The organism is Filifactor villosus (assembly GCF_042652965.1).
In the GTDB taxonomy this organism is placed as follows: Bacteria; Bacillota; Clostridia; order Peptostreptococcales; family Filifactoraceae; genus Filifactor; species Filifactor villosus.
In genome coordinates this window covers 1-25631 of the sequence record NZ_JBHSHL010000055.1, presented here as the reverse complement: position 1 = coordinate 25631, position 25631 = coordinate 1, and the positions used below count along the sequence as shown (strand labels likewise).

Annotated in this window: 23 protein-coding genes, 5 tRNA genes and 1 rRNA gene; 1 reads left to right on the top strand and 28 read right to left on the bottom strand. The window is 46.5% G+C overall.

Features of this window, described 5'->3' with window-relative positions; all coding sequences use genetic code 11:
• Positions 1-7: 7 nt before the first annotated feature.
• The 21 genes from ACFO4R_RS11210 to ACFO4R_RS11110 form a co-directional block, all read right to left on the bottom strand.
• Entirely contained in the window at positions 8-952 is a 945-nt protein-coding gene (locus tag ACFO4R_RS11210) for a beta-ketoacyl-ACP synthase III (RefSeq protein ID WP_379789243.1), read from the bottom strand.
• Positions 942-1904 (bottom strand): acetyl-CoA carboxylase carboxyltransferase subunit alpha, encoded by a 963-nt coding sequence (locus ACFO4R_RS11205; protein ID WP_379789241.1) that lies wholly within the window; start codon positions 1902-1904, stop codon positions 942-944. Before ACFO4R_RS11205 ends, ACFO4R_RS11210 begins: the two co-directional genes overlap by 11 nt.
• Positions 1895-2767 carry an acetyl-CoA carboxylase, carboxyltransferase subunit beta gene (gene accD, locus ACFO4R_RS11200; RefSeq protein ID WP_379789240.1) on the bottom strand — a complete coding sequence of 291 codons (873 nt, stop codon included), beginning with the start codon at positions 2765-2767 and terminating at the stop codon, positions 1895-1897. Before accD ends, ACFO4R_RS11205 begins: the two co-directional genes overlap by 10 nt.
• A gap of 15 nt (positions 2768-2782) precedes the next feature.
• Positions 2783-4150 carry an acetyl-CoA carboxylase biotin carboxylase subunit gene (gene accC / locus ACFO4R_RS11195; RefSeq protein WP_379789239.1) on the bottom strand — a complete coding sequence of 456 codons (1368 nt, stop codon included), beginning with the start codon at positions 4148-4150 and terminating at the stop codon, positions 2783-2785.
• Complete coding sequence (gene accB / locus ACFO4R_RS11190) at positions 4150-4593, bottom strand: acetyl-CoA carboxylase biotin carboxyl carrier protein (protein ID WP_379789238.1); 444 nt, start codon at positions 4591-4593, stop codon at positions 4150-4152. Before accB ends, accC begins: the two co-directional genes overlap by 1 nt.
• A gap of 9 nt (positions 4594-4602) precedes the next feature.
• Positions 4603-4830 carry an acyl carrier protein gene (acpP, locus tag ACFO4R_RS11185; protein ID WP_379789237.1) on the bottom strand — a complete coding sequence of 76 codons (228 nt, stop codon included), beginning with the start codon at positions 4828-4830 and terminating at the stop codon, positions 4603-4605.
• A gap of 844 nt (positions 4831-5674) precedes the next feature.
• The gene (locus tag ACFO4R_RS11180) at positions 5675-6145 is read right to left on the bottom strand and encodes a GNAT family N-acetyltransferase (protein WP_379789236.1); all 471 of its coding nucleotides are present in this window, start codon (positions 6143-6145) and stop codon (positions 5675-5677) included.
• Positions 6146-6206: 61 nt separating this feature from the next.
• Positions 6207-7592, bottom strand: coding sequence for an undecaprenyl-phosphate glucose phosphotransferase (locus tag ACFO4R_RS11175; protein WP_379789235.1), 1386 nt, complete (start codon positions 7590-7592; stop codon positions 6207-6209).
• A gap of 152 nt (positions 7593-7744) precedes the next feature.
• Complete coding sequence (locus ACFO4R_RS11170; protein ID WP_379789234.1) at positions 7745-8731, bottom strand: phytoene/squalene synthase family protein; 987 nt, start codon at positions 8729-8731, stop codon at positions 7745-7747.
• A complete protein-coding gene (locus ACFO4R_RS11165) occupies positions 8728-10236 on the bottom strand; it encodes a phytoene desaturase family protein (RefSeq protein ID WP_379789232.1) in 1509 nt (502 codons plus the stop codon). Before ACFO4R_RS11165 ends, ACFO4R_RS11170 begins: the two co-directional genes overlap by 4 nt.
• A 235-nt stretch (positions 10237-10471) precedes the next feature.
• Positions 10472-10996: a ribosome hibernation-promoting factor, HPF/YfiA family gene (hpf, locus tag ACFO4R_RS11160; RefSeq protein WP_379789231.1), complete on the bottom strand. Its 525-nt coding sequence runs from the start codon at positions 10994-10996 to the stop codon at positions 10472-10474.
• A gap of 177 nt (positions 10997-11173) precedes the next feature.
• Positions 11174-11803 carry a V-type ATP synthase subunit D gene (locus ACFO4R_RS11155; protein ID WP_379789229.1) on the bottom strand — a complete coding sequence of 210 codons (630 nt, stop codon included), beginning with the start codon at positions 11801-11803 and terminating at the stop codon, positions 11174-11176.
• 13 nt (positions 11804-11816) lie between these two features.
• Entirely contained in the window at positions 11817-13190 is a 1374-nt protein-coding gene (locus ACFO4R_RS11150) for a V-type ATP synthase subunit B (protein ID WP_379789227.1), read from the bottom strand.
• Positions 13190-14974, bottom strand: a complete 1785-nt coding sequence (locus tag ACFO4R_RS11145; RefSeq protein ID WP_379789226.1) for a V-type ATP synthase subunit A — start codon at positions 14972-14974, stop codon at positions 13190-13192. The genes ACFO4R_RS11150 and ACFO4R_RS11145 overlap by 1 nt, the downstream gene beginning before the upstream one ends.
• Positions 14967-15608 carry a V-type ATP synthase subunit E gene (locus ACFO4R_RS11140; protein ID WP_379789225.1) on the bottom strand — a complete coding sequence of 214 codons (642 nt, stop codon included), beginning with the start codon at positions 15606-15608 and terminating at the stop codon, positions 14967-14969. Before ACFO4R_RS11140 ends, ACFO4R_RS11145 begins: the two co-directional genes overlap by 8 nt.
• Positions 15609-15689: 81 nt before the next feature.
• Positions 15690-15998 carry a V-type ATP synthase subunit F gene (locus ACFO4R_RS11135; RefSeq protein WP_379789223.1) on the bottom strand — a complete coding sequence of 103 codons (309 nt, stop codon included), beginning with the start codon at positions 15996-15998 and terminating at the stop codon, positions 15690-15692.
• Positions 15999-16013: 15 nt separating this feature from the next.
• Positions 16014-16430: an ATP synthase subunit C gene (locus ACFO4R_RS11130; RefSeq protein ID WP_379789222.1), complete on the bottom strand. Its 417-nt coding sequence runs from the start codon at positions 16428-16430 to the stop codon at positions 16014-16016.
• Between the two features lie 695 nt (positions 16431-17125).
• A complete protein-coding gene (locus tag ACFO4R_RS11125) occupies positions 17126-19084 on the bottom strand; it encodes a V-type ATP synthase subunit I (RefSeq protein WP_379789221.1) in 1959 nt (652 codons plus the stop codon).
• Positions 19066-20145, bottom strand: a complete 1080-nt coding sequence (locus ACFO4R_RS11120; RefSeq protein ID WP_379789220.1) for a V-type ATPase subunit — start codon at positions 20143-20145, stop codon at positions 19066-19068. The genes ACFO4R_RS11125 and ACFO4R_RS11120 overlap by 19 nt, the downstream gene beginning before the upstream one ends.
• 3 nt (positions 20146-20148) lie before the next feature.
• Positions 20149-20469: a hypothetical protein gene (locus ACFO4R_RS11115; RefSeq protein WP_379789218.1), complete on the bottom strand. Its 321-nt coding sequence runs from the start codon at positions 20467-20469 to the stop codon at positions 20149-20151.
• A 462-nt stretch (positions 20470-20931) separates the two neighbouring features.
• Positions 20932-21468: a TetR/AcrR family transcriptional regulator gene (locus ACFO4R_RS11110; RefSeq protein ID WP_379789217.1), complete on the bottom strand. Its 537-nt coding sequence runs from the start codon at positions 21466-21468 to the stop codon at positions 20932-20934.
• Between the two features lie 570 nt (positions 21469-22038).
• Between ACFO4R_RS11110 and ACFO4R_RS11105 the strand changes: the two genes are divergently transcribed.
• Positions 22039-22881, top strand: a complete 843-nt coding sequence (locus tag ACFO4R_RS11105; RefSeq protein WP_379789215.1) for a DegV family protein — start codon at positions 22039-22041, stop codon at positions 22879-22881.
• A gap of 351 nt (positions 22882-23232) precedes the next feature.
• Here the strand turns inward: ACFO4R_RS11105 and ACFO4R_RS11100 are convergent, their stop codons facing one another.
• The 7 genes from ACFO4R_RS11100 to rrf all read right to left on the bottom strand — a co-directional run bounded on the left by ACFO4R_RS11100 (position 23233) and on the right by rrf (position 25350).
• Positions 23233-24222 (bottom strand): SipW-dependent-type signal peptide-containing protein, encoded by a 990-nt coding sequence (locus ACFO4R_RS11100; protein WP_379789213.1) that lies wholly within the window; start codon positions 24220-24222, stop codon positions 23233-23235.
• A 548-nt stretch (positions 24223-24770) separates the two neighbouring features.
• A tRNA-Arg gene (locus ACFO4R_RS11095) sits at positions 24771-24847 on the bottom strand.
• A gap of 19 nt (positions 24848-24866) precedes the next feature.
• Positions 24867-24940: transfer RNA gene (locus ACFO4R_RS11090), tRNA-Gly, on the bottom strand.
• A gap of 25 nt (positions 24941-24965) precedes the next feature.
• Positions 24966-25050: transfer RNA gene (locus ACFO4R_RS11085), tRNA-Tyr, on the bottom strand.
• A 20-nt stretch (positions 25051-25070) separates the two neighbouring features.
• A tRNA-Val gene (locus tag ACFO4R_RS11080) sits at positions 25071-25146 on the bottom strand.
• A gap of 7 nt (positions 25147-25153) precedes the next feature.
• A tRNA-Glu gene (locus ACFO4R_RS11075) sits at positions 25154-25228 on the bottom strand.
• A 5-nt stretch (positions 25229-25233) separates the two neighbouring features.
• Positions 25234-25350, bottom strand: a 5S ribosomal RNA gene (gene rrf / locus ACFO4R_RS11070).
• Positions 25351-25631: the final 281 nt, after the last annotated feature.

Sequence of the window (25631 nt, the reverse complement as noted above, 5' to 3'; positions counted from 1 at the left end):
ACGGATCCTACCACTCGATCAAAGCTGCTCCCCAGGTCAGACCTGCACCGAAGCCCACCAGAATGATCTTCATTCCTCTCTTGAGGAGGCCTTTGTTCATCATCTCATCAAGGACAAGGGGGATACTCGCCGAAGAGGTGTTTCCGTAATGCTCTATATTTGAATAGAACTTTTCCTCAGGGAAATCGAGCTTCTTTTGGACATAGCTGATAATCCTCTGATTCGCCTGATGACAGACCACATAGTCGATCTCATCTTTGCCGAGGTCCTCCTCTTCCATCACGACCTGCACGCATCGGCTGACCGTCGAGGTCGCAAAACGAAACACTTCTTTGCCGTTCATATAGACCTTGCTATTGAGTCCTTCGCTGTTGATCCCCGGGCAACCGAGTTCTTCCTTGGTTCCTCTGGATCCCGTCAGAAAGAAGGTCGGACGCTCATTTCTCTTTCGCAGTACGACAGCTCCCGCTCCGTCTCCGAACAGGATCCCCGTTCCTCTGTCGCTCAGATCCAAGACCCTAGAGATGATCTCCGCCCCGACAAGGAGGATGTGGCTACCTTCCCTCATCGAAGAAAAAAGGGAGTCCGCGACCTTCAAACCGTAAAGAAATCCGCTGCAAGCGGCATTCATGTCGAAGGCGAGGATGTCTTGTCTTAAGTTCAATCGGCTTTGGATCATGCAGGCGATTGAAGGGGTCAGGTATTCGGGTGTAAAGGTCGCAACGATGACCGCATCGATGTCTTCCCTGCAAACTCCCGCTCTCTCAAGAGCCTGCTTTCCCGCATAAACTCCGAGGTCTTCCGTGGTTTCCTCTTCGGCATAATGCCTGCTCTTGATTCCCGTCCTCGAAAAGATCCACTCATCGTTCGTATCGCAATACTTCTCCAAATCAAAATTTGTCATTATCCTTCGGGGTACATAACTCCCCGTAGCAACTATCTCAAATGCCACTGTTTATCCCTTCTATCCGTCCTATTTTTCGATACTTCTCATATCTTCGCTCGACAAGCTCCTCGTCGGAAAGCTTCATCATCTTCTTCAAGGCCGCACCTAAGACCTTCTTGCCTTGGCGCATGGTCTTTCTAAAGTCCTCCTTGTGAAATGCGATCTCCTCCTCGATGACTGCATCGACCAGACCCAAGTCGTGCAAGTCTCCTGCCGTCATCTTCATCTGTTCCGCCGCCTTGTGGGCAAGTTTGGCATCCTTCCACAAAATCGACGCGAATCCTTCCGGTGACAGGATGGAAAAGGTTGCATTCTCAAGCATCAGAATTTCATCGGCTACGGACAGGGCCAAGGCCCCTCCGCTACCTCCTTCTCCTGTGATCATCGTGATGATCGGCGTCTTCAAATCGCTCATCTCCATCAAGTTTCGTGCAATCGCCTCTCCCTGCCCTCTTTCTTCCGCACCCGTTCCGGGATAGGCTCCGGGAGTGTCGACGATGGTAACGACGGGACGTCGAAACTTCTCCGCCTGTTTCATCAGACGAAGCGCCTTCCGGTATCCCTCGGGATTGCTCATACCGAAGTTACACTTGACGTTCTCCTCCAAGGTCCTGCCCTTATTCGTCCCGATGACCGTTACCGGTATTCCGTCAAAAAATGCAAGTCCTCCTATGACCGTCTTGTCATCGGCAAAGTACCTGTCTCCATGCAGGTAGTAAAGATCCTCAAACAAAAACTCCATCCAATCCTTCGCCTTGGGTCTTGAGGGATGTCTGGAAAGGTAGACCCGATCCCAAGCTGTGAGCTTCTTCTTATAAGAAGATTTCAGTTCCTTCTTCTGCTCTTCGAGCTGCTTCATCATAGACGATAACACTCCGCCCTCATCCACAGTCCGAATACGGGCAATCTCTTCTTCTATCAATTGAACCTGTTTCTCCACTTCCTGAATCATGCCCATTCTTCCCTTCCGCCGTGTACCTTCAAAAGAAAAGACAAGGTCTTCCTCATCTCCTCTCGTGGTACGATGGCATCCAAAAACCCTTTCTCCAGCAAAAATTCCGCCTTCTGAAACCCTTCCGGCAAACTCTTGCCCATCGTCTGTTCAATTACCCGCGGTCCTGCAAAGCCGATCAGAGCCTGAGGCTCCGACAAGATGATATCTCCAAGGCTCGCAAAACTTGCCGTGACCCCTCCCGTCGTGGGATTAGTCAAACACGAGATATATAGAAGGCCCGCCTTGCCATGGCGTTTGACCGCTGCCGCCGTCTTGGCCATCTGCATCAAGGAATACATCCCTTCCTGCATCCTCGCCCCTCCGCTGGCACAGAAGATGACGACGGGAAGACTCTGTTCGAGAGCCAACTCGAAGATATGTGCGATATTCTCGCCGACCGACGAACCCATACTCCCCATAAAGAAGCGGTTATCCATTACAGCAAGCAGGACGGGGCTGTTGTCTATCCTTCCCCTAAAGCAGAGGAGAGCATCGGAAAGTCCCGTCTTTTCTCTGACCTTGTCCGCCTTCTCCTCATATCCTTCAAACTCTAAAGGATTTTTTACAACTGCCCTAAGTTCGATCTTCTCATACCCGTCGTCGAGGATCCGCTTCGCCCTCTCGCTCGCCGGCATCGAAAAATATTCGGCACAGTGCGGGCAGACGAAGGTCTCTTCCTTCGCTTTCAAGGGGAAGGTCTTCTTACATCCCGAACACTGAGAAAACAGGAACTCGTTGACTTCCTTTTTTTTGTAGCTGTAGTTTTTGGCTCTGAGGTTCTTGAGAATATCTAGTTTTCCCTTTCTCTCCTTCAAAAAGTTTCGCATACTGTCCTCTTTTCACTAAATACCTTCCGCAAATTCGATCAACTTATCCAAGTTTTGCTCCAAAAAACTCGTCTTGTAATCGCCTTTGATCACTCTTTTTTCGTAGGTCAACAGATACAGCAGACCGATGTTGGTCGATACCCCCCGGATCATAAACTCCTCCAAGGCCCTGCGCATCTTTCTGAGTACCTCCTGCCTCGTCCTCCCGTGAACGATGAGCTTCGCCAACATGGAATCGTAGTAGGGGCTGATCTCATAGTCCTGGTACAGAAACGAATCCACCCGCACTCCGTTCCCGCCCGGAAGGTTGACGATATTGACCTTCCCGCAGGAAGGCATAAAGTTGTTGCTCGGATTTTCGGCGTTGATGCGACACTCCATCGAAAAACCTTCTATCCGCACATCCTCCTGAGTAAAGGACAGAGGAAGCCCGAAGGCGATCCTGATCTGCTCCTTGACGATGTCGACCCCTGTTACCATTTCGGTAACTGGATGTTCGACCTGCACCCTCGTATTCATTTCCATAAAATAAAACTCGTTGTCCTCAGTCAGAAGAAACTCGATCGTCCCGGCCGACGTATAGTTGACCGCCCTTGCCGCATTCAGGGCCGCTTCGCCCATTTTTTCGCGTAGCTCCGGCGTCAACAATCGGCAGGGAGCCTCCTCGATCATCTTTTGGTTCTTCCTTTGAAGGGAGCAGTCCCTCTCTCCAAGGTGAATGACGTTACCCCTTTTGTCTGCAAGAATCTGTACCTCAATGTGCTTGGCCTCCTCGATGAGCTTTTCCATATAGATGGAATCATCTCCGAAGGCGGAAAGAGCCTCCTTCTTCGCTGAGAAAAACTCCTTCTCCATCGCTTCCCTGCGGTAGATCTTACGCATCCCCTTACCGCCGCCGCCGGCAGAGGCCTTGATGATGACGGGATAGCCTATTTCTTCCGCCTCTTTCAAAGCATCGTCCAAGGTATGGATCAGCTCTTTTGAACCCGGGATAACGGGCACCTTGTTTTTGATCATCGTCTCTCTCGCCGTCTGCTTGTCTCCCATCTTGGAGATGATCTCGTGAGACGGCCCGATAAAGACCAGCCCGCTCTCTTCGGTCATCCTTGCAAACTCGCTGTTCTCCGAGAGAAAACCGTAGCCGGGATGGATGGCGTCACAGCCCTTCAGAAGAGCGGCGCTCAAGATATTTCCTATATTTAAGTAACTGTTCTTAGGAAGGGCGCTCCCGATACAGACCGCCTCCGTTGCCATCTGAACATGGAGGGAGTGTCTGTCCGCATCGGAATAGACGGCGACCGTTTCTATATTCAATTCTCTACAGGCACGGATGATCCGCACCGCTATCTCTCCGCGATTCGCGACCAGAATTCTGTGAAACATTACTCCACCTCGATCTCGATGAGTTTTTCGTCGTATTCGACCATCTCTTCATTTTGAATGAAGATCTTCTTTACCACACCGTCGACCGGCGAAGAGATCTCATTGAGCAGCTTCATCGCTTCGACAATGCAAACGACCTGCCCCTTCGAAACCTTCTGTCCCACCGTAACAAAAGGCTTTTCGTCCGGGGAAGGACTCGAATAAAACGTCCCTACGACAGGAGAACGAAGCACATAGCCCTCCTCCTTATCGAAACTCTGGACCTCCTGCCTGACTTCTCTTTCGACTCTCTGCAACATCTCCTGTCTCGGCGGTGCTTCATAGGAAGAACCGCTCCCTCCTTTTTCAAGTTCGAGGGAGCAGTTCTCATCCTTCCACACGAGACGATTGAGGTTTGAATCGGCAAACCACTGAGCCAACTTCATCATCTCATTCTTCTTCATAGATCCGCCTTATTTATGTGTATCGATATAATCGACAATATCTTTCACTGTTACCAAGTGCTCAAACTCCTCATCCGCGATCGTAATGTCAAACGCTTCTTCCAGAGCCATCGCCAAGTCCGCAGCATCCAGAGAATCCATCTCCAGGTCCTCGATCAATCTTGCCTCGGCAACAACCTTTTCTTCCTTGCAGTTCAAGCTTGCCAAAATCGTTTCTTTTACTTTTTCAAATGTCATGGTAGTATCTCCTTTTCATCCTCTGAGTTTTTTAAATAATTTTAATAAATAATTTATATAAATTATTTTATATTTTAAGAGCAAAGTTTTTTTTTGTCAATTTTTATCTTTCATATTCCTAATATTTTTTACAAAAAACGGCGATTTTTGAGCAAAATATCGAAGAAAAATTCATTTTAGGGCTATTTTTTGGATTTTGGGATCTGAAATACTCCATTAAAAAAGAGTGTTGTAAAACATACACTCCTATAATGAAAATGCCTCGGATACTCACATTTCATACTGTTATTCCCTTAAGTTATAGATATCAGCAACCTGTATTCATACGATTATCCATTAATACTATTATTCTTTTGAGTTGTGGACATAAACGATCTGTGAGCCATAGAAGATAAACCGACTTTTCGTGATTTGAAAAACAGATATATCCACACTTCTATTGGAGAATAGTATAAAATTGTCCGATCATGAAGTTTGAATTCTACAATCACTCAAAACGTTTCCGATAAATATATGTTCTGTTTGCCTGATATTCTAAACGGAGAATACATATCAAAAGAAGATAAAACGGATGTTTGTGCTCATAAAACAGATACAACCATACTTCTATTCGTTTAAACGGTTGACATCGACGTTTTTTATTTCTTCCGGACCCGAAACGCTTTGTTTTGAAAGATCCAAGTCGAACATAACAATTCTTCTATTGAATAAGAGTATCCAATTACAAGATATCTCCTTAGGCAAAGAAAAAACAGTAGTCCGTTTTTGATATGTACCCTCCGTACTGATCTTCCGATAAAGAAGGTATTTATCATTTTCGGTCCACTGTTTTTATATCCGTTTCCTAATCCTCTTGCAGATACTTACAGAAGAAGGTGAGTTTCTGCGACGAATAGTTTTCTCTTTCATAAAACCTCACAGCTCCCGGATTTGTATCTTCCGCCAAGAGCTGAATCCTCTCAAAGCCCTCCTTCTTCAGAAGGTTTTCGAGTTCCGATAAGGCCTTGGAGCCTATGCCCTGTCCCTGCCTGTCCTTGCGTATATAGAGGTCGTCCAAGAGCAGGACCTTTCCATGAGCCCACACGCTGAAAAACCACGATGTATTCATAAATCCGACTGTTTGACCGCCTTCTTCGATCACATATAGGCGGTTCGGAGAATTCGGCTCCCGCATAATAAGCGAAAAAATCTCACTCGGATCTCCCTTATCTTGAGGATCCTGCCATACGTTGCCGTCCTGATACTCATACCTCATAAACTCGATATTGAGTTGCTCCCATACAGACTCATCTTTATGCTCGCACAGTCTTATCATAGTGCACCTCCATTTTCAAACCTTCCGTAGGATCGAAGGGAGGAATCTTCCTCCATGTCCATCAATAGGCGTTTTTATTGACAAATCCTCTGACCAACGTCATAATCACAATCTTGATATCCAAGGCAAAGGTCCAGTTCTCGATATAGTAGAGGTCGTAGCGGATCCTCTCCTCAATCGAGGTATCTCCTCGCAGTCCGTTGACCTGTGCCCAACCGGTGATGCCCGGCCTTACCTGATGTTTGATCATATATTTGGGGATCTCTTCCTTGAACTTCTCGACAAAGTGAGGTCGTTCAGGTCTTGGACCTATAACGGACATCTCCCCTTTCAAGACATTGAAAAACTGGGGCAGCTCGTCAATGCTGGTCTTACGCATAAAAGACCCCCACCTGGTCTTGCGAGGATCGTCCTTGACCGTCCATTGCACCTTCTCCTCTTCCTTCGACTGCACCTTCATTGAACGAAACTTATACATATAAAAGGTCTTTCGGTTCAGCCCCACCCTCTCCTGCTTATAGATGACCGGCCCCTTGGAAGTCAGCTTTATCATCAGCACGGAAATCAACATAAAGGGAGAGGTCAACACAATTGCCACTGTTGCAAACACGATATCGAACAACCTTTTACCGAAGTTCTTCATATGGTTATCCAAGGGAACATGTCTCGTATCGATGATTGGCATCCCGTCAAGATCATCCACGTAGGGATTGGCAGGAATGTACTTGTAGTAGTAAGGAATAATGTTAGTCTTGATCCCCGCCTTCTCACAGTTGAGGATCACATCTCCCAACCTGTGATATCCCTTGTCGTCCAAGGCGATGATGGCGATATCCGCATAGTACTTCTTGAGGATGTCCTCAAGTTGGTAGGTGGTTCCCAAATACTTGTACTCCTCCTTCTTGTCCCTCTTATCATCGACATAACCGACAATCTGATAGCCCCACTGTGAGTTTTTTCGAATGGCGGAGAAAAAATCCTTCGCCATCTCGGTCATTCCGATTACAATGCAGTGTTTTTGGTTGAAACCCCTCTTTCGGTATCGACGAAGAACGTAACGGATACTTCCCCTCTCAAGGATCATCAGTACCGTATTTAAGATGACGAAGATAAAAAGCATGACCCGAGAGAAGTTCATCAACTTGAGAAGATACAGAGCCAAGATAAGGATCAATGCCCCTGTGACGTTCGCACGAATGATCTTGCCGAACTCATAGAATACCGAATTGGTACGCTTGGGTGTATAAAGCTGGAAGATCGAATACAAAAAGATGTACACGGGAAGGAAGAGAAAGACTCCCTTGAGAGATTCGCCCAGCGGAACCGATATGATCCCCTCCATCCAGACAAATCGTATGAAGTACGCCGCCAGAAACGAGAGGAGCACGATGAGCATATCCAATGCGACCTGCACTCGGTTCAAGTATTTTTGGTTTTCTTTGATCACTGTATTTCCCCGCCTTTCGCAAAGAGGTCTTGTAACTCTGCTACTCTTTAGGACCTATTATACTATATTGCGGGAATAAAAAAACCGTGTTCTTGTGTAATCTGAAAATTTATATGAAATAACGCTCCGCAACCGAACAAAACTCCAAGCCTTTATCCGCGATGAGCCCTCTCACGTTTTCCGCATTGACTCCCTTCCTCCGTATGCTTATCCACATAGATCCCAACCTGTTTCATCAAGGCCTTTTTTGTTTTCATACTTGTATAACAACGCGTGGTAAAACAGTTGTAGCGGTTTTTTCGAACCTCGTCCAAAATCGCCCTGTAATACACTCCGGCCGTCGTTACAGCTCTCAAAGAGTCGCTGTCAAACATATATAGATTTTCGAATACTTCCTCATAGTACCGCTCTGCAAGCACAGCCAACTCCTCCCATAAAAGCACAACCTCTTCAGGAACCTCCGAATCCCTTACGGAGAGGACGGCATCCTTGAGTCTTCCCCTGCTCCGATTAAGTTTTGACAGATCTTCTATTTTGCAAACGCTGACACCGTAGTGCTCCATCAACATCCGAGGAAGATACACACGCTTCCTCTGTCTGATGTCTTCTCCGATATCCCTCAGGATGTTTGTAATCTGCATCGCAACTCCCAAGGTTTCACAAATACGCTCATATCGTTCATCCGCTCTTTGCCCCCTCAACATGGGAGCCAACATCAGACCTACCGTTCCCGCGACCTTCTTGCAATACTCGATAAGATCTTCCAAAGTTTCAACAGGTTTGAAATGCACGTCACTCCTTTGACCTTCAATTTGATTCAAAAAAGGAACGATTGGAATACGTCTTGTTTTTACCGTTTGTACAAATGCATCCCACCATTCGTGTTTGCTCCATGATTGAAGCTCCTCCCCGTCATAGAGGGACCTGACCTTATTCTCAAGTCTGTCCAAATCATCCTCAACCAAAGAGCCTCTCTGGCAGGAATCGTCCGCCAAATCATCCGCATAGCGACAAAAGGCATAGATGGCTGCGATATCCAAAAACTTTGAACGCTCCATACCCTGAAAAACCAGATAAAAACTGCTTGCACGTTCACGCATGATGCCCTCCGCCGCCCGATAAGAAGCGTTCAAACTCATAAGATCCCACCCTTCTCAACATCTCTTCGAAGCTCCTTCGCACATAGTTTGCCGCCCTCGATAACGATCGGCACTCCCGCTCCCGGATGGGTGCTGCTTCCCGTAAAATAAAGACCCTCACACGACATGCACTTGGACTGAGGTCGCAGATGATTGCTTTGTAACAGGGTGGGTTGGAGCCCGAAGGTCGCCCCTCGATAAGCGTTGAACCTCTGCATAAAATCAAGAGGAGTAAAGAATCTCTCACAGGTTATTTTTTCCCTCAAACCCGCAAGAGAAGGAAGCTTTTCCAAGGTCGAGATTGCACGCTCTCTGTAATGATCTATCGTTTCTTCCTCCCATGGATACTTGGATGTCACTACCTCCGAAACCGGAATGAGTACATAAAAAGAAGACTTTCCTTCCGGTGCCATATCCCTGTCGACATTGGAGGGAATGTGAAGATAGATCGAAGGCTCTTCCATCCGTGAACCGTCAAAAATCTGTTTGAGGTTGAGATCCAAATCATCGGCAATCACAAAGGTATGGGCAGCCATATCCGGATAAGTTCCTTCCACTCCCCAATAAAACACCAGACAGGAACAGGAATACTCCATGGCATCGATCCGTTCCGGGGTATAACGTCCTCTCGCCTTCTCTTCTTTGATCAGGTTCTTCACGGCATAAGGAAAATCCGCATCGCAGATCACATAGTCCGAAGAGATCTCCTTTCCCTCGACCCTAATCCCTCTTGCCCTCTTGTCTCGGATGATTACCTCTTCTACCGCTTTGTTCAGATGAATCTTTCCTCCCAACTCCTCAAACAGTTTCGTCATCCCCTGCGCCATCGTATACATACCTCCCTTGATAAACCAAACTCCATAGAGAAGCTCGATCAAAGGAATGATATTGTACAAAGAAGGTCCTTTTTTCGGAGACACCCCTATGTAAAGAGTTTGAAAACTGAGCATCTGTTGCAGATCTTTATCCAAGATAAACTTCGACATCATATGATCCGCACTGTCGAACGTTTTTAGCTTAAGGGCATGGAGCAACGTTTTGGGATTGTAGAAGTCACGCTTGGTTCGAAAAGGCCTTGTTATAAAATGATCCAAGGCAATTTGATACCTCCTGTAAATTGAACTGAGATAATCATAAAATCCCTTCGCATTTTCAACCCCCTTCTTTTCAAACATCTTATGAAGTTGCTCGAGATCGTTGGAGATCGAATAGAACCTCATAGGAGAAGAATCGAAATACACGTGATACATCGGATCAAGTTTGACCATGGGGATGTATTCATCGGGATCTCTTCCCGCAAGCTCAAAAATCTCACGGTAGACCGAAGGCATCATAACCAGGGTAGGCCCCACGTCAAAAGAATGACCCTGCATCTCTATCCTGTGCATCTTCCCTCCCGTCATCCCTTCTTTTTCATAGATTTCCACCTCATAACCTGCATGCTGAAGGCGGATAGCTGCCGAAAGCCCTCCTATACCCGCTCCTATTACCAAAACTTTTTTCATACTTCCTCCTTATATGTTCTTCATTCAAATTGTAGCCACAAACATTTTGCACTCCAAAATACCGAAATGTCTTTTGATTGTAATATTATTCTCCGTTTGAAATACAGGGTATACAGAATATATTATTACCAAAAAACAATTTGGATGATATGTTTCAAAACATTCAACTGTCAATTCTGACAGATCATAGTATAAAAAAAGGAACCGGTTGCCCGATTCCCTTCTTGTTATTGATCTATTCCTGTTCGATAATCCCGTAGTCTCCGTCGCGTCTTAAGTACAACAGACACACAATGTCGTCTTCCGCTCTGTGGAAGAGGAAGAAATCATGGCCCAGCAGCTCCATCTGCATGACCGCCTCTTCTTCCGACATCGGTTTGTACTCCAGTCTCTTTCTTCGAACGATACTTGCCTGTATATCTTCATCCGAGTCAAATTCCGCCCCGATGTTCTCATAACGGATGGTGTCATGTCCTTTCCTGATCAGCTTCTCCTTGTTCTTGCGAATCTGTCTGGCAAGCTTCTCTACCGCCATATCCGTTGCATCGTACAAGTCGGCATCTTCCACCTCGGCACGAATAATTCCCGATCCTATGGGAATCGTCACTTCGATTTTCTGAAGGTTTTTGGATGCGGATACCAATGCCTTTGCCGATACTTCCTTCTCAAAAAACTTATCCAACTTTCCAAGTTTTGTCGATAGTACTTTCTCCATGGCGTCTGAGATTCTGACGTTTTTTCCCGTAATTTTTAGTTCCATACTGTTTCCTCCTTGTGAAAGTCTAGTACAAAGGATGAACGTGCCCTTTCATCCTTTGTACTATTATACCCTATTTTCAGTATAAAAGATATGTTTTTAAACATTATTTTTTAAATTGCAAAAATTTTTTGTGAACTGTAAAGCGGACGCTTTCTTATGATCTGCGTCCGCCTTCTTCTAACCTTCATTCTGAACTTTTTTGCCCTTGATTTTTTTGAGACGGAAGAAGTCCTCCCTCTCTTTTTCTTCGATCACTTCCTGAATATACTTCACAGCTTCCTCATACTTCGGGATCTGTATTTTTTGAAGAGCATTTGCCCGCTTTGCCGTCTTCTTGATTTCCATCGAGATCTTAAACACCGCGTTTTCGATCTCTGCAAGTTCATAGATGAGATAACGCAGATCCTTGAATTTCATGACTGCGATATCGACCTTCTCGTTGGTTCGAAAGAAGCTGAAATCCGTATGCAAGAGTTCGTCCTGTTCGTAATCGACCAAAGGCACCTCCAAACCCATGACGCTCCGGTAGAGGATGTCGAAGTGCTCATAGCCGGGAATGGACATCGCGATCTCGTCCACATTGTTGATCCCCAGCGACATATTGACTCCCTGAAGGGCGAGGTAGGCTTCCTCAAAGCCTTCTTTGATCTGTTTTTGAAGTCTGTCCGCCTTCTGCACCAGGAGCATGGCTTCACGGATAAGAACCGTCCTCTTCTTGTCGAGCAGGGCAAAGCCGCTTCGCGAAAATGCCAAACTCTCCTTGGCCTTCATCAAATTCGCCTTGGTAGGCGTCATTTCATTTGCCATTCCTATCACCTGCCTACTTGCGATAATACTTTTCGATGGTGGCGGGCGATATCCTCTCGAGTTCCTCCTTGGGAAGGATCGAAAGCACCTCCCATGCGATGTTCAGGGTATCTTCAATCGTCCTCTTTTCATCGGTGTGTTGAGAAAGGAACTTTTCTTCAAACTGACGTCCGAATTCCATAAACTTCCTGTCCGCCTCTGAAAGGTCGTCTTCTCCTATGATCTGTGCCAAGGAACGAACCTCCTGAACTCTGGAATAAGAGGAGAACAGCTGGGAGGACACTTCTTCATGATCCCCTCTCGTATAGCCTTCACCGATCCCGTCCTTCATCAGCCTCGACAACGAGGGCAGGATGTTGATCGGCGGATAGATCCCCTGTCCCGAAAGATCCCGTGAAAGAACGATCTGTCCCTCCGTAATATAACCCGTCAAATCCGGGATGGGATGGGTGATATCGTCATTGGGCATCGTCAGGATCGGAAGCAGGGTAACCGAGCCCTTCTTGCCCAAGATCATCCCCGCTCTTTCGTAGAGGGTCGCAAGGTCGCTGTAGAGATACCCCGGATAGCCCTTTCTGCCCGGCACCTCCTCCCTCGAAGATGAGAGTTCCCTCAAGGCCTCGGCATAAGAAGTAAGGTCGGTCAGGATGACCAGGACCTGCATCCCCTCCTCATAGGCGAGGTATTCCGCAGCGGTCAAGGCACAACGAGGTGTCGTGATCCTTTCCACGGCGGGATCGTCCGCAAGATTGATATACATAACAACGTGCTCGACAACCCCCGAACGCTCGAAGGACTGGCGGAAAAAGTCGGCATCGTCGTGTTTGATTCCCATTGCCCCGAACACGATGGCGAAGTCTCCCTCTTCACCCTTGACTCCCGCCTGCCTTACGATCTGCGCTGCAAGTTCGTTGTGGGAAAGACCGTTGCCCGAAAAGATCGGCAGTTTCTGTCCTCGAATCAGGGTTATCAGACAGTCGATGGCGGAGATCCCCGTTTCCAGATAATCTCGAGGATAGGTCCTCGCCACGGGATTCATGGGCCTTCCGTTGACATTGTATCTCTTTTGCGAATAGATGGGACCTATGCGGTCGATGCTCTCTCCGACTCCGTTGAAGGCACGTCCGAGGATGTCCCTTGAAAGGGGTATTTCAAGAGGCTTTCCTGTAAAATTGACTGCCGCATTGCTTGTCGATATCCCCTGCGTCCCTTGGAAAACCTGTGCAACTGCCTTATCTCCCTCGATGGCGACGACCTTTCCGCTACGCCTTCCTCCATCCTGTAAGGTAATGTTGAGCACCTCTCCGTAAGAAACATCCGATACATCCTCCAAGATGATCAGATCTCCCTTTACCCGATTCAGTTTCAGATATTCTCTATCACTCATTACATCACCTCTTTCTTATTCCGATATTTTTTGATCAATTCGTCATAGTAGCGGTCGATGGCGTAGTCGAGTTCATCCAGGACCGTCATATCATCGTTGGGTACCGTGTACTTCATCTTGATCACTTCTTCAAACAGCTGCACAGAACGGACCTCCCTCTGTGCAATCGAATGAGAGAGAGCCTCCTTTGCCCGCGTATTAAGATGGTCGATCGACTTAAGCATTCGATACTGCTTTTCGAGCGGTACGAAGGTGTCGACCTCGTGCATGGCGTTCTGCTGGAGGAAGCCTCTCTTGATCACCCTTGCGATCTCAAGTGTGATCCTCTGATCGTCGGGCAGTACATCCTCACCCACGAGTTGGACGATGGAATTGAGTTTTTCCTCCTCGTGAAGGACTTTGAGCATCCTGTCGCGGACCTCTGTCAAGTCCTGAGCGACATTTTCCGCATAAAAGTCTCTGAGCACCTTGGTATAACCGCTATAACTTGTCAGATAACCGATTGCCGGATAGTGTCTTGCATAGGCCAATCTTCGATCCAGAGCAAGGAAGGCATTTACGAACCTTTTTGTATTCTCCGTTACCGGTTCGGAAAAATCTCCTCCCGGAGGCGATACGGCTCCGATTACAGTTACCGAACCTTCTTCCCCACCGAGGGTCGTCACATAGCCCGCCCTCTCATAGAATTGTGCCAATCTCGAAGGAAGGTAGGCGGGATAGCCCTCTTCCGCGGGCATCTCTTCCAAACGTCCGGAAATCTCACGCAGGGCCTCGGCCCACCTTGAAGTGGAGTCTGCCATAATGGCAACATGGTAACCCATATCACGGTAGTACTCCGCCATCGTGATTCCCGTGTAAATACTTGCTTCTCTTGCCGCAACAGGCATATTGGAAGTGTTGGCAATAAGTATCGTTCTGTCCATCAAGGGTTTTCCGCTCTTGGGGTCAATCAGTTTGGGAAAGTCCTCCAAGACTTCCGTCATCTCGTTTCCCCTCTCTCCGCATCCGATATAGACGATGATGTCGGCATCCGACCACTTCGCCAACTGATGTTGGGTCATGGTCTTTCCTGTTCCGAAACCCCCGGGAAGAGCCGCTGTTCCTCCCTTTGCGATCGGGAAGAAGATATCGAGGACCCTCTGACCTGTGATCAAAAGTTCTTGGATGGGCTTTCTCTCCCTTACCGGTCTGGGAAGTCGCACCGGCCATTTTTGATAGAGTTTCAGCTGCTTGTTTCCTCTTCCTGTGGAAATCTCGGCAATGACCTCTTCGATGTTGTAGGTTCCCGAAGGTTTGACCTTGTGTACTTCTCCCGACATCCCCGGAGGTACGGGCAGTCTGTGCTCAATCAGTTCGGTCTCCTGTACCGTCGCATAGATCTGTCCCTCTTCGAGGTAATCTCCTTCCTCGATCAGAACCTTGACCTCCCACAGTTTTTCGGTGTCGAGGCTGATCAATCCGATCCCCTCTGCGATGTATTCGCCCGAAATCTCGTTGATCTTTTCAAGGGGACGCTGGATTCCGTCAAAGATATTGCCGATCATTCCGGGTCCCAGAGTCAGGGACAGGGGCTTATCCGTAGGAGTTATCCTCTCTCCGACCTTCAGCCCCTCGGTCTCCTCATAGACTTGGATGGTTCCGACATCCCCTTGCAGGGAGATTACCTCTCCGAGAAGTTTCTTCTGCCCTACCATAACCATCTCTCTAACCTCGAAGTCTTTCATCCCTGCCGCCGTAACGACAGGGCCGTTGACCGACAGCGTCTTGGCCTGTTGTTTATCCATTCCATTCCGCCCCTTCCCTCACATAGTCGCTGAGGTATTGACCGATCGGGTCTCTCATCGATTCGAGTTTTTTTGCAATCGTCTTGTTTATCCTGACATTGTCCTGAGGAATTTCCAGAATAAAGCCTCCTATATCTCTGATCTCACCTTCCTTGATCTCAAACGAGGTATATCCCTCCTCCATCGCATTGTCGGCGATCTTTTCCTTGATCTGATCGAAACGGGGCGGGCAGAGGTATAGCACGAACTCCTTTTGTACGTCCATCTTTGCCTCCTTCAAGATCTTGGAAAACAATCGGATGACAAAATCGACATACTCCTCCCCGAGAACGTAGTCCCGAGCCTTCTGCTCGACATTTTGGATCAGATCTCGAATAAAAATCTCATTTTTTCGAAGATACTTACGTTTCTCCTCCTGTTTCAAGGCGGAAATCCTCTCCGACTTCTGCCTGTCGATGCGACGCACCGAGGCCGTCTTCTCCCTGTCAAGCGCCGTCTGCAGCCTCGCCTTCTCCTCTTCCAAAAAAGTCTGTATTTGTATTTTTTTCTCCGACACTTCCCGTCCGATCTCTTTTTCGACCTTCTCATGGACCAGATCGTGGAACTGTTGAAGTTTTTCTTCCAATGTGATCATACCTTCATCCTCCCTCCTTAGAGTGCTTTGTATCTGTTTGTTATCAACTGACGGTCTTTCTCCTGTCAACATCCGATCATCCTAGAGTTTTATTCCCACCGATTCGTTGATATACTGCGTGATATAATTGTCCGGCCTTCTCTGTCCGTGCCTGTCGGGCACCTCGACAACGAGAGGGCTGCGACGGTACATCCGGATCTCCATCAGTTCCTCCCTCGCCTTTTCAAACACCGTCTCCGTTACGATCAGGATCCCGAACTCAGGTTTTTGCAAAACGTAATCGATCGCCCTACTGATCTCCTCCGGAGTCTTGGCAAGGACCGCCTCTATACCGGCAAGTCTCATCCCGACGAGGGTATCGTTGTTGTCCGATATCAATATACTCCTCATCTCTTCACTTCCTCTTTATATCTGTCCCAAGATCATAATGGACACGATCAGACCGTAGATGGCGATCCCTTCCGCCAAACCTACAAAGATCAAGGTTTTTCCTAAGATCTTTTCATCTTCGGAGACCGCTCCCAGAGCCGCACTTCCCGCAGCACCTACGGCATAGCCCGCTCCTATCGTTGCAAGTCCCGTCGCCAGCGCCGCTCCGATAAATGCCATTCCCGCATTGGGATTGTTTGCGGAATTGCCTGCCGCATAGACGATCTTAGGAATAAGCAGAGCGAAGGATGAGCCCGCCAAGGGGGCAAATAGGGCCAAGTTCGCCAAAAAAGCCTTTTTGACATTCTTTTCGCTCCCCGTCTGATACATACGAATACCTATTCCTATGGTTGCCAATACAAAAAACACCATGATTGCCAAGATATAATTCATCACTCTTCCTCCTAAAATTGATTTCTTTATTGAAACACGGGAAAATTTCCTCCCGTTTCTTGCTACTTCCACAGCTGTTCTTTCAATTGATGCTATTGCCCGGTTCACCTATGACCTATACTCCTCGATTACTGTCTGTCTTTTTACTTATAGAGAAGAACCGTTCCGTCGGGTTTTCTTAAGCGGACAAGCAGGAGCTCCCGCCTGTCTCCACAGCCGATCTTTTGACTTCTTGAGAAGGAACCTCTCTCTGTCCGTTCAGACCTCTCAAACCTCCGACGATATCTCTAACGCCGGAACCTGTTTGGATCGTTTGATCGCCGGATCGTACTTCACTGATGATGAAACAAATTGCAAAGCGGGCATCCTGCTCTTCGATCGAGACTTCGTGTCGAAAACCGACCTCCGATCTTGTTTCTTCGACGAAGACAAGCAGAGATATACCGCGCAATTTAAAAAAAATATAGAACCTCTTTCATATTCAATGCTGTTATCCGACAGAAGCGTTGTCCTATCCATTCCTCAACTGCGAAGATCGGTTCCTGATACTTCAAAATACAAACCTTCGATATCGACAGTTCAAATGAATAACGGTATAAAATAAAGTTTGGTGGAATCGATCTCACAGACCTTCGATACTCCGCAAAACAACGGCAAAAGCAAAATAGTCGTTATTCGATATTTCTCCAAGACCCCTATCTTTCCATATAGGACACGGGTACAAATGCTTGTCCGTCTCCCCTGAAATACTTGCCGAAAAGTTCATAATACTCCAATCTCAAGCCCTGGATCAAAACGATAAGTCCCTCGAGACCTATGATGATGATATTGCCCAGCACCAAGATCGCCAGTCCCATCGCCCTATGGTTGACCATGTTCGCCATCGTCGTAAATGCCAAAAACAGACCGACATGGTTCAAAGCAAAGGCTCCCACACGGATAAAGGAAATCGTGTTGGAGAGCAGGCTCAATATCGTCTCGATCAGATTGAAACCGCCTTCGATATAGTAGGAGGACGCTCCCTCCTCGTAGACCGGCTTCTGTCCCTTGAGCTTCGAATACAGGGGAACACGCAGAAAGATCATCGCCAGCGAAAGCACCATCGCTCCGACGAGGATACCCTCATTGACCTTGGTATCCTTCAGCACCGTCTGGAGCAAAAGGATCAGAAAGGACACATAGAAGATCAGCCCCGCAAGGCCATCACGCCCGAAGAACATCTCATCCTCCCTTCCTTGCGCTTTCAGGTTCCACATCGACATCCCGAAACTGATCAACAGAAGAATGACCCCGAAACCGATCGCGGTATACAACACAAAGTTGATATCTTCCATCGGACGCACGAATAACGCGGGCAGGACTTCCTCGTTCCCGAAGATACTCCCATACATAAAGCCGAACATCGTCGAGCTGATCCCGATACGTTTGAGGATCTCACCGTAAGGTGAAGCTTCCTTGCGCGACAGAAGAAAGCCGAACAAAACAAAGACCAGACCCTGTCCCACATCCCCGAACATCGCTCCGAACAATACCAGATAAGTCACCCCAAGAAAGAACGTCGGGTCGATCTCCTTGTAGTTTGGGATCCCGTACATATTGACCAAAAGCTCAAAGGGGCGTATCACCTTGTTGTTCTTGAGCTTGGTTGGCGGCACCAACTCCTTCTCGACCTCGGAGGAGTCGATCTTCTCGATAATGATATGCTTACAACAAGTCTCCAGACGCTTGCTCACATCATCATAATCTCCCTCCGATACCCAAGCCACAAAATAGAAAAAATTCCTTGTCCACGCCACATTGCTCTTGAGTTCCTCGATCTTCTTCTCGAGCATCAACAGAGACTTGAGCTCGACGATCTCCTCAAAATACTTCTCCTTGATCTCCTCGATCACAACGATGTCGCTCTCCCGTCTCCTCTTAAGTTCGTCGATACGTTCCCTCACATCGTTTCCGACGTCACGGACCCTTCCTTCGGTGTTCTCGGGAAACTCTATCTCCTTGAAATTCAATGATTTCAATATCCTCGATGTTTCCTCCTCGTCCTGCTTTGTCGAAAAGATCAGGTAACTCTCTCCATCTGAAGAACTTCCTATATGTAGCACGATCGCCGGAATGTTCTCGTAGTTGTCACGGAGTTTGATCCTGCGTTCCTTGGTCAAGGTGCCTATATGATAGTTGAAATGTTGCATACTCCGTATCTCACCGATATCGATATCCATATCCCGGAGATTTTCGATATTCTCCAGGAACTCCTCCTTTTCCCGGATCTCCCTCTCGTGCTCATCCTTGTCCCTTCCCAAGGGTTTGAGGGCGGAATGGATTTGATCGATCCTCTCTCTGATCTGTTCAATATCCTTGGCTGAATCCGTCTTCTTCAAAGGGATTTCCTTCTTCAGAAGTTTGGAAATCTCCTCGAGTTTGTCCTCGTAGATCTTGAAGTCCGCCTTCTCTGCCTTGTATCGGGTGAACCTCCCCGAATCACGAATCGGATCTTCGTACTTGGACAGCATGGTCATCGTCAGCGAATCCGCCACCTTATTCACGGTATAGTTTCTGATATGAGCACTCTCACTCAATATCAATTCTCTGAGAATATCGTGCATACACTCGACAGGTGCAACGATATTCATCAACTTCATCTTTTCAACCGCCATATCTTGCCTCCACCTTCCTTTCTCATCTTCGAAGAAGTGGGGATCAAATACTCCCACTTATCCGCCTGATTGTATTTTGCTCCCTCGATCACGGTGATCATATTGAGGTTTTCATACTCCAACGAATGAACAAACTCCATGAGAGCTGCTATGCTCATCGGATGATTTTGGTTCAACGCCATCAACCTCTTCATAATATAACGATCCATAAACCGCTGATCGTGGACTACACTGTCCTCGTCCAACCCTCGGTACTTCTTGCGGAAAAAATCCTCGAAATCTTCGACGAAATTTGCCGAGTAGACCAGCTGTTTCATCACATTGAAAGTCAGTCTGTCTCCACCTTGTAGGGAATAGTTCAGGATCTCCTCATCGGAGATCGAATAATTCAACTTCGCTCGATAGATCCAGCCTCCATTGATCACATCTACAAAGAGACCGATGACTTCCAAGGCGATATCCCTGTCCTCCTTCGAGAGTTTCTCCGCCTTTCGGATCAAATTCTCAAAATACACATAGTCCGTATTCATCTCGATATGAAACTCTCTGGTCTGCACGTCTTCAGCAGTTACGTTACGTAGCGCCGCCTCCAGGATACTGCCTTCGAATCGCTCTATAACCTCCTCGACCGTCTTCGAATAAAGTAGCGACTCAAAGTCGATATCAAGGTACGAACGGATATGAAACAGCTTGCTGCGAATATCCGCCGCCGGCCTTGCCTGACTGACTCCCCGAAGCAGAATGTGCAGGTTTTCGACCTCATAGCGAAAGAGGATTGCCTTCAGGAAATCTCGATATTCCTTCTCCATAAAGTTTTCCAAGCCTTGAAGTCTTTCGATTCCATGATTGCGAAGAAGGATCTCCAGCTCTCCCCTGTGGATATCCTTCAAACTCCTATCTTTGAGTATCTCTCGATATACCGTGTTGTCACGCAGATAACGTGAGATCTCAACCGTCGAACTTAAGGCGAACAAAGCCTCGTAGTCTCTCATGCTCAGCAACTGCGTCTTCATCGCTCTCAATTTCGTATTCAAGGCGGAGAATCTTGCCGTATTGCCCATAAGCTAGTCCTCCATAGCGCGAAGCACCATCCGGAACACTTCTTCACTGACGACCGGACTGTACTTCTCATACCTTTGATCGAGTTTTTTCTGCCTTTTGGTACTCTGAGCGCGGATCTCTTCCTCCTGCTCCTTTACAAAGGCCTCCGCCTCTTTCTTATACTTCTCGATCTCCTCCCTGTTCGCCTCCTGCATTTCTCTCTTGAGTTCAAGAAGAAGTTCCTTCTTGCTCTGCTCCATCTCCATCAGGGTTTCGTCCGCATCCTCGCGCTTCTTGATCGCATCCCTGTCTATCTGAATAATGGATTTAATGATCTGTTCCAATTCGTTCACCCCTCTTTGCATCAACAGTTTGGATGTTTGCCTTTCTGAACATTTGTACCGCCGTGTTTCACGGCTTTTTGCGCTCAGATCTCATCCAAACCTATCATATACCCTTTCCTTTTAAAAATCAAAATAAACTCCTTTTAGCAAAAGGAGTTTATTTAAACAAAAACCTTGCACTGCAAGATTTCTATTTGTTTTTGACCATAAAACGTCCACTATATTTTACATTTTTTCTTTAGTTTTACCTTATTTTTTACATAATTATTGTCAATTGTAAAAAAACATCCCGTGCTTTCTTTCACTTTCTTCCTTTTTCAAGCATTACAACAGAAAAGCAGCCCATATTTTTCCACACTTTTTCGACCTTCTCTCCTATTCACTTTTGTATCAAGAAACCCCTCCTCATACAAATTGACCTTGCCTGCTCTAAGATCTTCTGCGCCCGCTCCAACCATCCTCTTAAAGTAGAGCTCCCTCGCCCATATCCGGCCTGAATCTGTAGATGATATCGGCGATGTCATTCTCGGACTCCTTCAGTCCGCCCTTGAGCCACTCAATATATACGTTGTAGATCGCTCCCACGTAGTAAAAAAGCTGATACTTCATCTCCTTGCTCTCTTCTCTTCCGCTTCTTTGGAAGACATACGCATTCAGTCTCTCCATCATCAGCGAAGAAAGATTCGCCCTTGTCAAACACAGCATAAGATCTGCATGTTTTTTGAAATACCTCAAGCTTTGGACGATGTGCTCCCGGCTCTGAAATTCAAATCGAAATTTTTCATCGACTTCTTTGTAATACGTTTCGATAAGACTGTCCAAATAGTTCTCCAACACCTCTATCTTATGGGAAAAATAGCGATAGTAAGACATTCTGGACACCCCCGCCTTGTGCGTCAACATCGTAATCGAGATATCATCCAGAGCCTTTGTCTTCATCAGTTCGATCAGTGCCTTCGCCATATACAACTTGGAGCTGTTTTCTCTTACTCTCTTCATAATCTCCATCCCCTAAATATCATAAACTGTTACAAAACGACCTGTTTTGTAAATTGTATCATAAAGGAAAATGCTATACAATAGAATAATAACCTACAATTTTTTTACAATTTAGAGTCTTACTGTCTACAATTTCTAATACAATAAAGGCAACGATCGAACCGACGAGTACAAGCTTCGAAGACTCAAACAAAGCATCTCCTCAGTAAAGCAAAACGCTTCTTTGTGATATGTTTAGTTTCAACAGCAAACCGAAACCCGTTCGGATCGGTTCGACAAACTGTACGATTCATCAATTTCACTCTTCGGATCTGCACCGACTCCTCACTATCCAAGCTCTCATCCATCGCAGGACCTGCTCCGGAAAAAAGGTGTTCTGCCTTTTATCATCCTATACCGAAAATAGAGTTGCAGACAACAGACCTCAACTGTGAATAGTGCTCTTATAACCCTAATCGTTTTGCCTGCGAGTCTCAATCTTGTAAGAGTGCAACTGTAAAGTTCTTGTTTTTCAGGTAAACGTTTTTTGCTTACAAATACACGAATGTTTCCTTAGAGGAGGTTTTCTTTATGAAAAAAATAATTGTTGATTCCGGCTGTGACATCACAAACTTTCATCCTGCCGGCAAAGATGTAAAGTTCGCGAGGGCGCCTCTTTCGATCATATCGGGCGACAGAGAATACCTCGATACCCCTGACTTGGATATAAAGACCATGCTCGATGAGGTTACTTCCTCCTCGGCAAAAAGTTCCACCGCCTGTCCTTCTCCCAACGCCTTTCTGGATGCGTATCAGGGAGCGGATGAGATCTACGTCGTTACAATCACAGGTGGTCTCTCCGGGAGTTACAGCAGTGCAAAACTTGCGAGCGAGATGTTCCTTGCGGAAAATCCCGATGCAAAGATCCATGTCTTTGACTCCCTCTCGGCAGGTCCCGAGATGACCTTGATCCTATACAAGATCTCCTCCCTCCTCTCCGAAGGCAATGATTTTGAAACTGTCATCCAAAAGACCTCGGATTATATGAAGCACACGGGCTTGTTCTTCATCCTCAACAACGTGGATACCTTGGTATCGAGCGGGCGTCTCCCCAAGATCGTCGGACTTGCTTCCGGCATCCTGGGCATATCCCTCCTGGGACGTGCCAGCACGGAGGGCAAACTCGAACCCCTGCACAAGTACAGAGGAATAAACAAAGGTGCTAAGATCGTACTCTCTTCCTTGCAGGAAGAAGGATTCAACGGCAAACATCTCATCATTGCTCACAACTTCAACGAGGACCACGCCAACCACATCCGTAAGACCGTCCTCGAGATCTATCCCTCCGCGAAGATCGAACTTATGTTGACCAGCGGGCTGTGCAGCTACTATTCGGGTAAACAGGGTATGTTGATCGGTTTTGAGAAGAATTGATCCCTCTCCGGAACCGAAATCCAAACGAATGAAACAGCGATATAAATCAGCTGTTTGAGTGTCGGAAAGCTCTAATGCTCTGTTTTACGACTTGGTTTTCGGTTCCAAAAACGTAGTATCAGTTTCATTTTCACTTTCATCTACTACAAATTCCGATTTATATCTATACATCCCATGCACCTGATATTTTGATTGGGGTTTAGTATAGGCATTTCAAACGGGAAATAGTATCACAAACCAAAATAAAGACTATCGGAGTGTTGCCTCCGATAGTCTTTATTTATTAATCTTTATTCATCTTACTTCTTCAAAATATTCTTCCGCATTTATAGTTTTCTGAATACCTCTCGATTAGTTGTTGTTTTGTTTTTCAAGGATGTTCGGGCTCGCTGCATCTTTTCCTACATTGAATTGATCCCATAGGAATTTGATTCCGATTTTTACTTCTTTGTTTTCAGAGTCTATATCTCTTCCTTCCGGATTTTCTACAGTAGTACTTCCCGATGTGTACTTACCTGCTGCATCAGGATCCATAGCTACTCCCAAGAACAGGTCCATTCTGTTGTCGGTAGGAGTGCAAAGCATTGCTTCCTTATCTTTCAGTTCTCTTACAAAATCCGCATTTTCCAATGCCGACAATCTTACAAACTGAACTCCGCCTACTGTAAAGACTTTAGTGTTGTCGCCAATCGCTTCTGCAAGCTTGAATACGTTCCAGCCCGGTTTGTACTCCGGTCTATACTGCTCGCCTTCAATCAAAAGTGCTACCCCGATCATGTCCTTCAGGTTTCCAATGTTGTCTCCTTTGAGTTCAAACTTCAGGTTGCTCAATTTTGCAGCGATATCTCCTACGTTGACGATGTCCGTACGGAATGCTTGTGCATATCCCGGATACATTTTCTGAATCGACATTTCGATCTCGTCGCTTCCTTTTGCGTGTACATAAGTTTGAGGTCCTTTTTTAATGGTCTCAGCATTCTTCAGTTCCGCATCGAATGTTACGTTGTTGTATCCTTCTGCCTCTTTGTAGTACTCGCCGATGCTTCCTTCTCTTGCGATGATGTTGTAGTCGGTATTTCCTCTCATAAAGAACTCGTCTGCTACAAATCCGTCGTTATCCCCGTGCTTAATTCCGTCTACGATACTCCAGCCGTTTTGCAAGGTTTCGTTGTCATATTGTGCATAGAGTCCGAGGTCCGCAAAGGTCACTCCGAAATCTCCTGTTGTAGCCTTTGTGCTGATGCTCAACGTATCTGTCCAATATGCATAACCTGTTCCTGCAAGCACCAAAGATAGTGCCAAGACACTTCCTATTAATGATTTTCCGCCCATTCTTTTCATGGTTCTGCCTCCTTTAAAATTATTAAATGAATAAGGTTTGTTTAAGGTACCTTGCTTTGTTATGAGTAAAGTATAGCTTTTATTCCAAAATTTCAAAACCCTCTTAAGTCTTATTTTTTCTTCTTTTTTGGTCCCATATTCCTTCCCTTTTGAGGCTCTATACCCTTTCCAAAAATGAACTTGCACTGCTACTAACATTTAGTATAACATACTCCTAAAGTAGTATAGGTACCATACATTCAAATCACAATACTCGAAAACATCTTAATATTATTCTTCTGAGATCTTGATATTCCTATTTATTTTACCTATGCTGTTAAACCTTGTGCATTATGCCGGACAAGGGCAAAGATCAATTATTCCTTTGAATGATGAATATCGAAGAATAGTATAACAACACTCTATAAAACCAGATAATTCAAGCAAATAACAGCATACAACAATCCACACAGGCAACAACCCCCTATGATTAAAGAGAATAACAACACTTTAAAAAGGATGTCATGATCAGAATAATCACGACATCCTTTTTAAAAGCGGTATATGATTGGTGCACCTAAAGGGACTCGAACCCCTAGCACGTGGCTTCGAAGGCCACTGCTCTATCCAATTGAGCTATAGGTGCAAAACCTCATATAAAAAAATGGAGCGGGTGAAGGGGATCGAACCCTCGCAACCGGCTTGGAAGGCCGGGGCTCTACCACTGAGCTACACCCGCAAATAAGTACACACAATAATTAAGATGGTGGAGGAGAGTGGATTCGAACCACTGAAAGCGTAGCTAACAGATTTACAGTCTGCCCCCTTTGGCCACTCGGGAACTCCTCCATATCAAATTAAAATGAAATTGGTGGGACCAATAGGGCTCGAACCTATGACCCCCTGCTTGTAAGGCAGGTGCTCTCCCAGCTGAGCTATGATCCCACTTTTTTGGTGACCTCTAGGGGAATCGAACCCCTGTTACCGCCGTGAAAGGGCGGTGTCTTAACCGCTTGACCAAGAGGCCACTGGAATTGGCTACGACTTACTTTCCCGGGAGTCTGCACTCCAAGTATCCTCAGCGATGTAAGGCTTAACTTCTGTGTTCGGAATGGGAACAGGTGTATCTCTTACTCTATTGTAACCATATTCCTTGTTACTGCGTCTTTTAGGCATCTTCTTGTTCGCTATCGTCGTTCAGTCAGTCACGTATGTCTATATACGCTCCTTCCTTCTCTCCTCTGCTCACTTCGAATCTGCTCTAAAATGCTTGCAACAAGCTCCTTTGCGCTTTTTAGCAATTTCTTCGTTAGGCTTCTTTATCATCCGCCTTGAACTCATCTAATCTACGTGCAACAACTCTTACTCTGATGGATTGTACCATCAAAACTGCATAACATCTTCTCTCCTTTGGATCAAGTCCTCGATCG

Excerpts from the sequence above, each read along its gene's own strand:
- ACFO4R_RS11100 (WP_379789213.1), bottom strand. The coding sequence starts at position 24,222 with ATGAAAAGAATGGGCGGAAAATCATTAATAGGAAGTGTCTTGGCACTA.
- ACFO4R_RS11125 (WP_379789221.1), bottom strand. The coding sequence starts at position 19,084 with ATGGCGGTTGAAAAGATGAAGTTGATGAATATCGTTGCACCTGTCGAG.
- ACFO4R_RS11205 (WP_379789241.1), bottom strand. The coding sequence starts at position 1,904 with ATGGGCATGATTCAGGAAGTGGAGAAACAGGTTCAATTGATAGAAGAA.
- accB (WP_379789238.1), bottom strand. The coding sequence starts at position 4,593 with ATGAAGAAGAATGAGATGATGAAGTTGGCTCAGTGGTTTGCCGATTCA.
- ACFO4R_RS11105 (WP_379789215.1), top strand. The coding sequence starts at position 22,039 with ATGAAAAAAATAATTGTTGATTCCGGCTGTGACATCACAAACTTTCAT.
- hpf (WP_379789231.1), bottom strand. The coding sequence starts at position 10,996 with ATGGAACTAAAAATTACGGGAAAAAACGTCAGAATCTCAGACGCCATG.
- ACFO4R_RS11145 (WP_379789226.1), bottom strand. The coding sequence starts at position 14,974 with ATGGATAAACAACAGGCCAAGACGCTGTCGGTCAACGGCCCTGTCGTT.
- ACFO4R_RS11180 (WP_379789236.1), bottom strand. The coding sequence starts at position 6,145 with ATGATAAGACTGTGCGAGCATAAAGATGAGTCTGTATGGGAGCAACTC.
- ACFO4R_RS11150 (WP_379789227.1), bottom strand. The coding sequence starts at position 13,190 with ATGAGTGATAGAGAATATCTGAAACTGAATCGGGTAAAGGGAGATCTG.
- ACFO4R_RS11110 (WP_379789217.1), bottom strand. The coding sequence starts at position 21,468 with ATGAAGAGAGTAAGAGAAAACAGCTCCAAGTTGTATATGGCGAAGGCA.
- ACFO4R_RS11140 (WP_379789225.1), bottom strand. The coding sequence starts at position 15,608 with ATGATCACATTGGAAGAAAAACTTCAACAGTTCCACGATCTGGTCCAT.
- acpP (WP_379789237.1), bottom strand. The coding sequence starts at position 4,830 with ATGACATTTGAAAAAGTAAAAGAAACGATTTTGGCAAGCTTGAACTGC.
- accD (WP_379789240.1), bottom strand. The coding sequence starts at position 2,767 with ATGCGAAACTTTTTGAAGGAGAGAAAGGGAAAACTAGATATTCTCAAG.
- ACFO4R_RS11170 (WP_379789234.1), bottom strand. The coding sequence starts at position 8,731 with ATGAGTTTGAACGCTTCTTATCGGGCGGCGGAGGGCATCATGCGTGAA.
- ACFO4R_RS11120 (WP_379789220.1), bottom strand. The coding sequence starts at position 20,145 with ATGGGCAATACGGCAAGATTCTCCGCCTTGAATACGAAATTGAGAGCG.
- ACFO4R_RS11155 (WP_379789229.1), bottom strand. The coding sequence starts at position 11,803 with ATGGCAAATGAAATGACGCCTACCAAGGCGAATTTGATGAAGGCCAAG.
- ACFO4R_RS11135 (WP_379789223.1), bottom strand. The coding sequence starts at position 15,998 with ATGAGGAGTATATTGATATCGGACAACAACGATACCCTCGTCGGGATG.
- ACFO4R_RS11165 (WP_379789232.1), bottom strand. The coding sequence starts at position 10,236 with ATGAAAAAAGTTTTGGTAATAGGAGCGGGTATAGGAGGGCTTTCGGCA.
- ACFO4R_RS11130 (WP_379789222.1), bottom strand. The coding sequence starts at position 16,430 with ATGAATTATATCTTGGCAATCATGGTGTTTTTTGTATTGGCAACCATA.
- accC (WP_379789239.1), bottom strand. The coding sequence starts at position 4,150 with ATGTTTCACAGAATTCTGGTCGCGAATCGCGGAGAGATAGCGGTGCGG.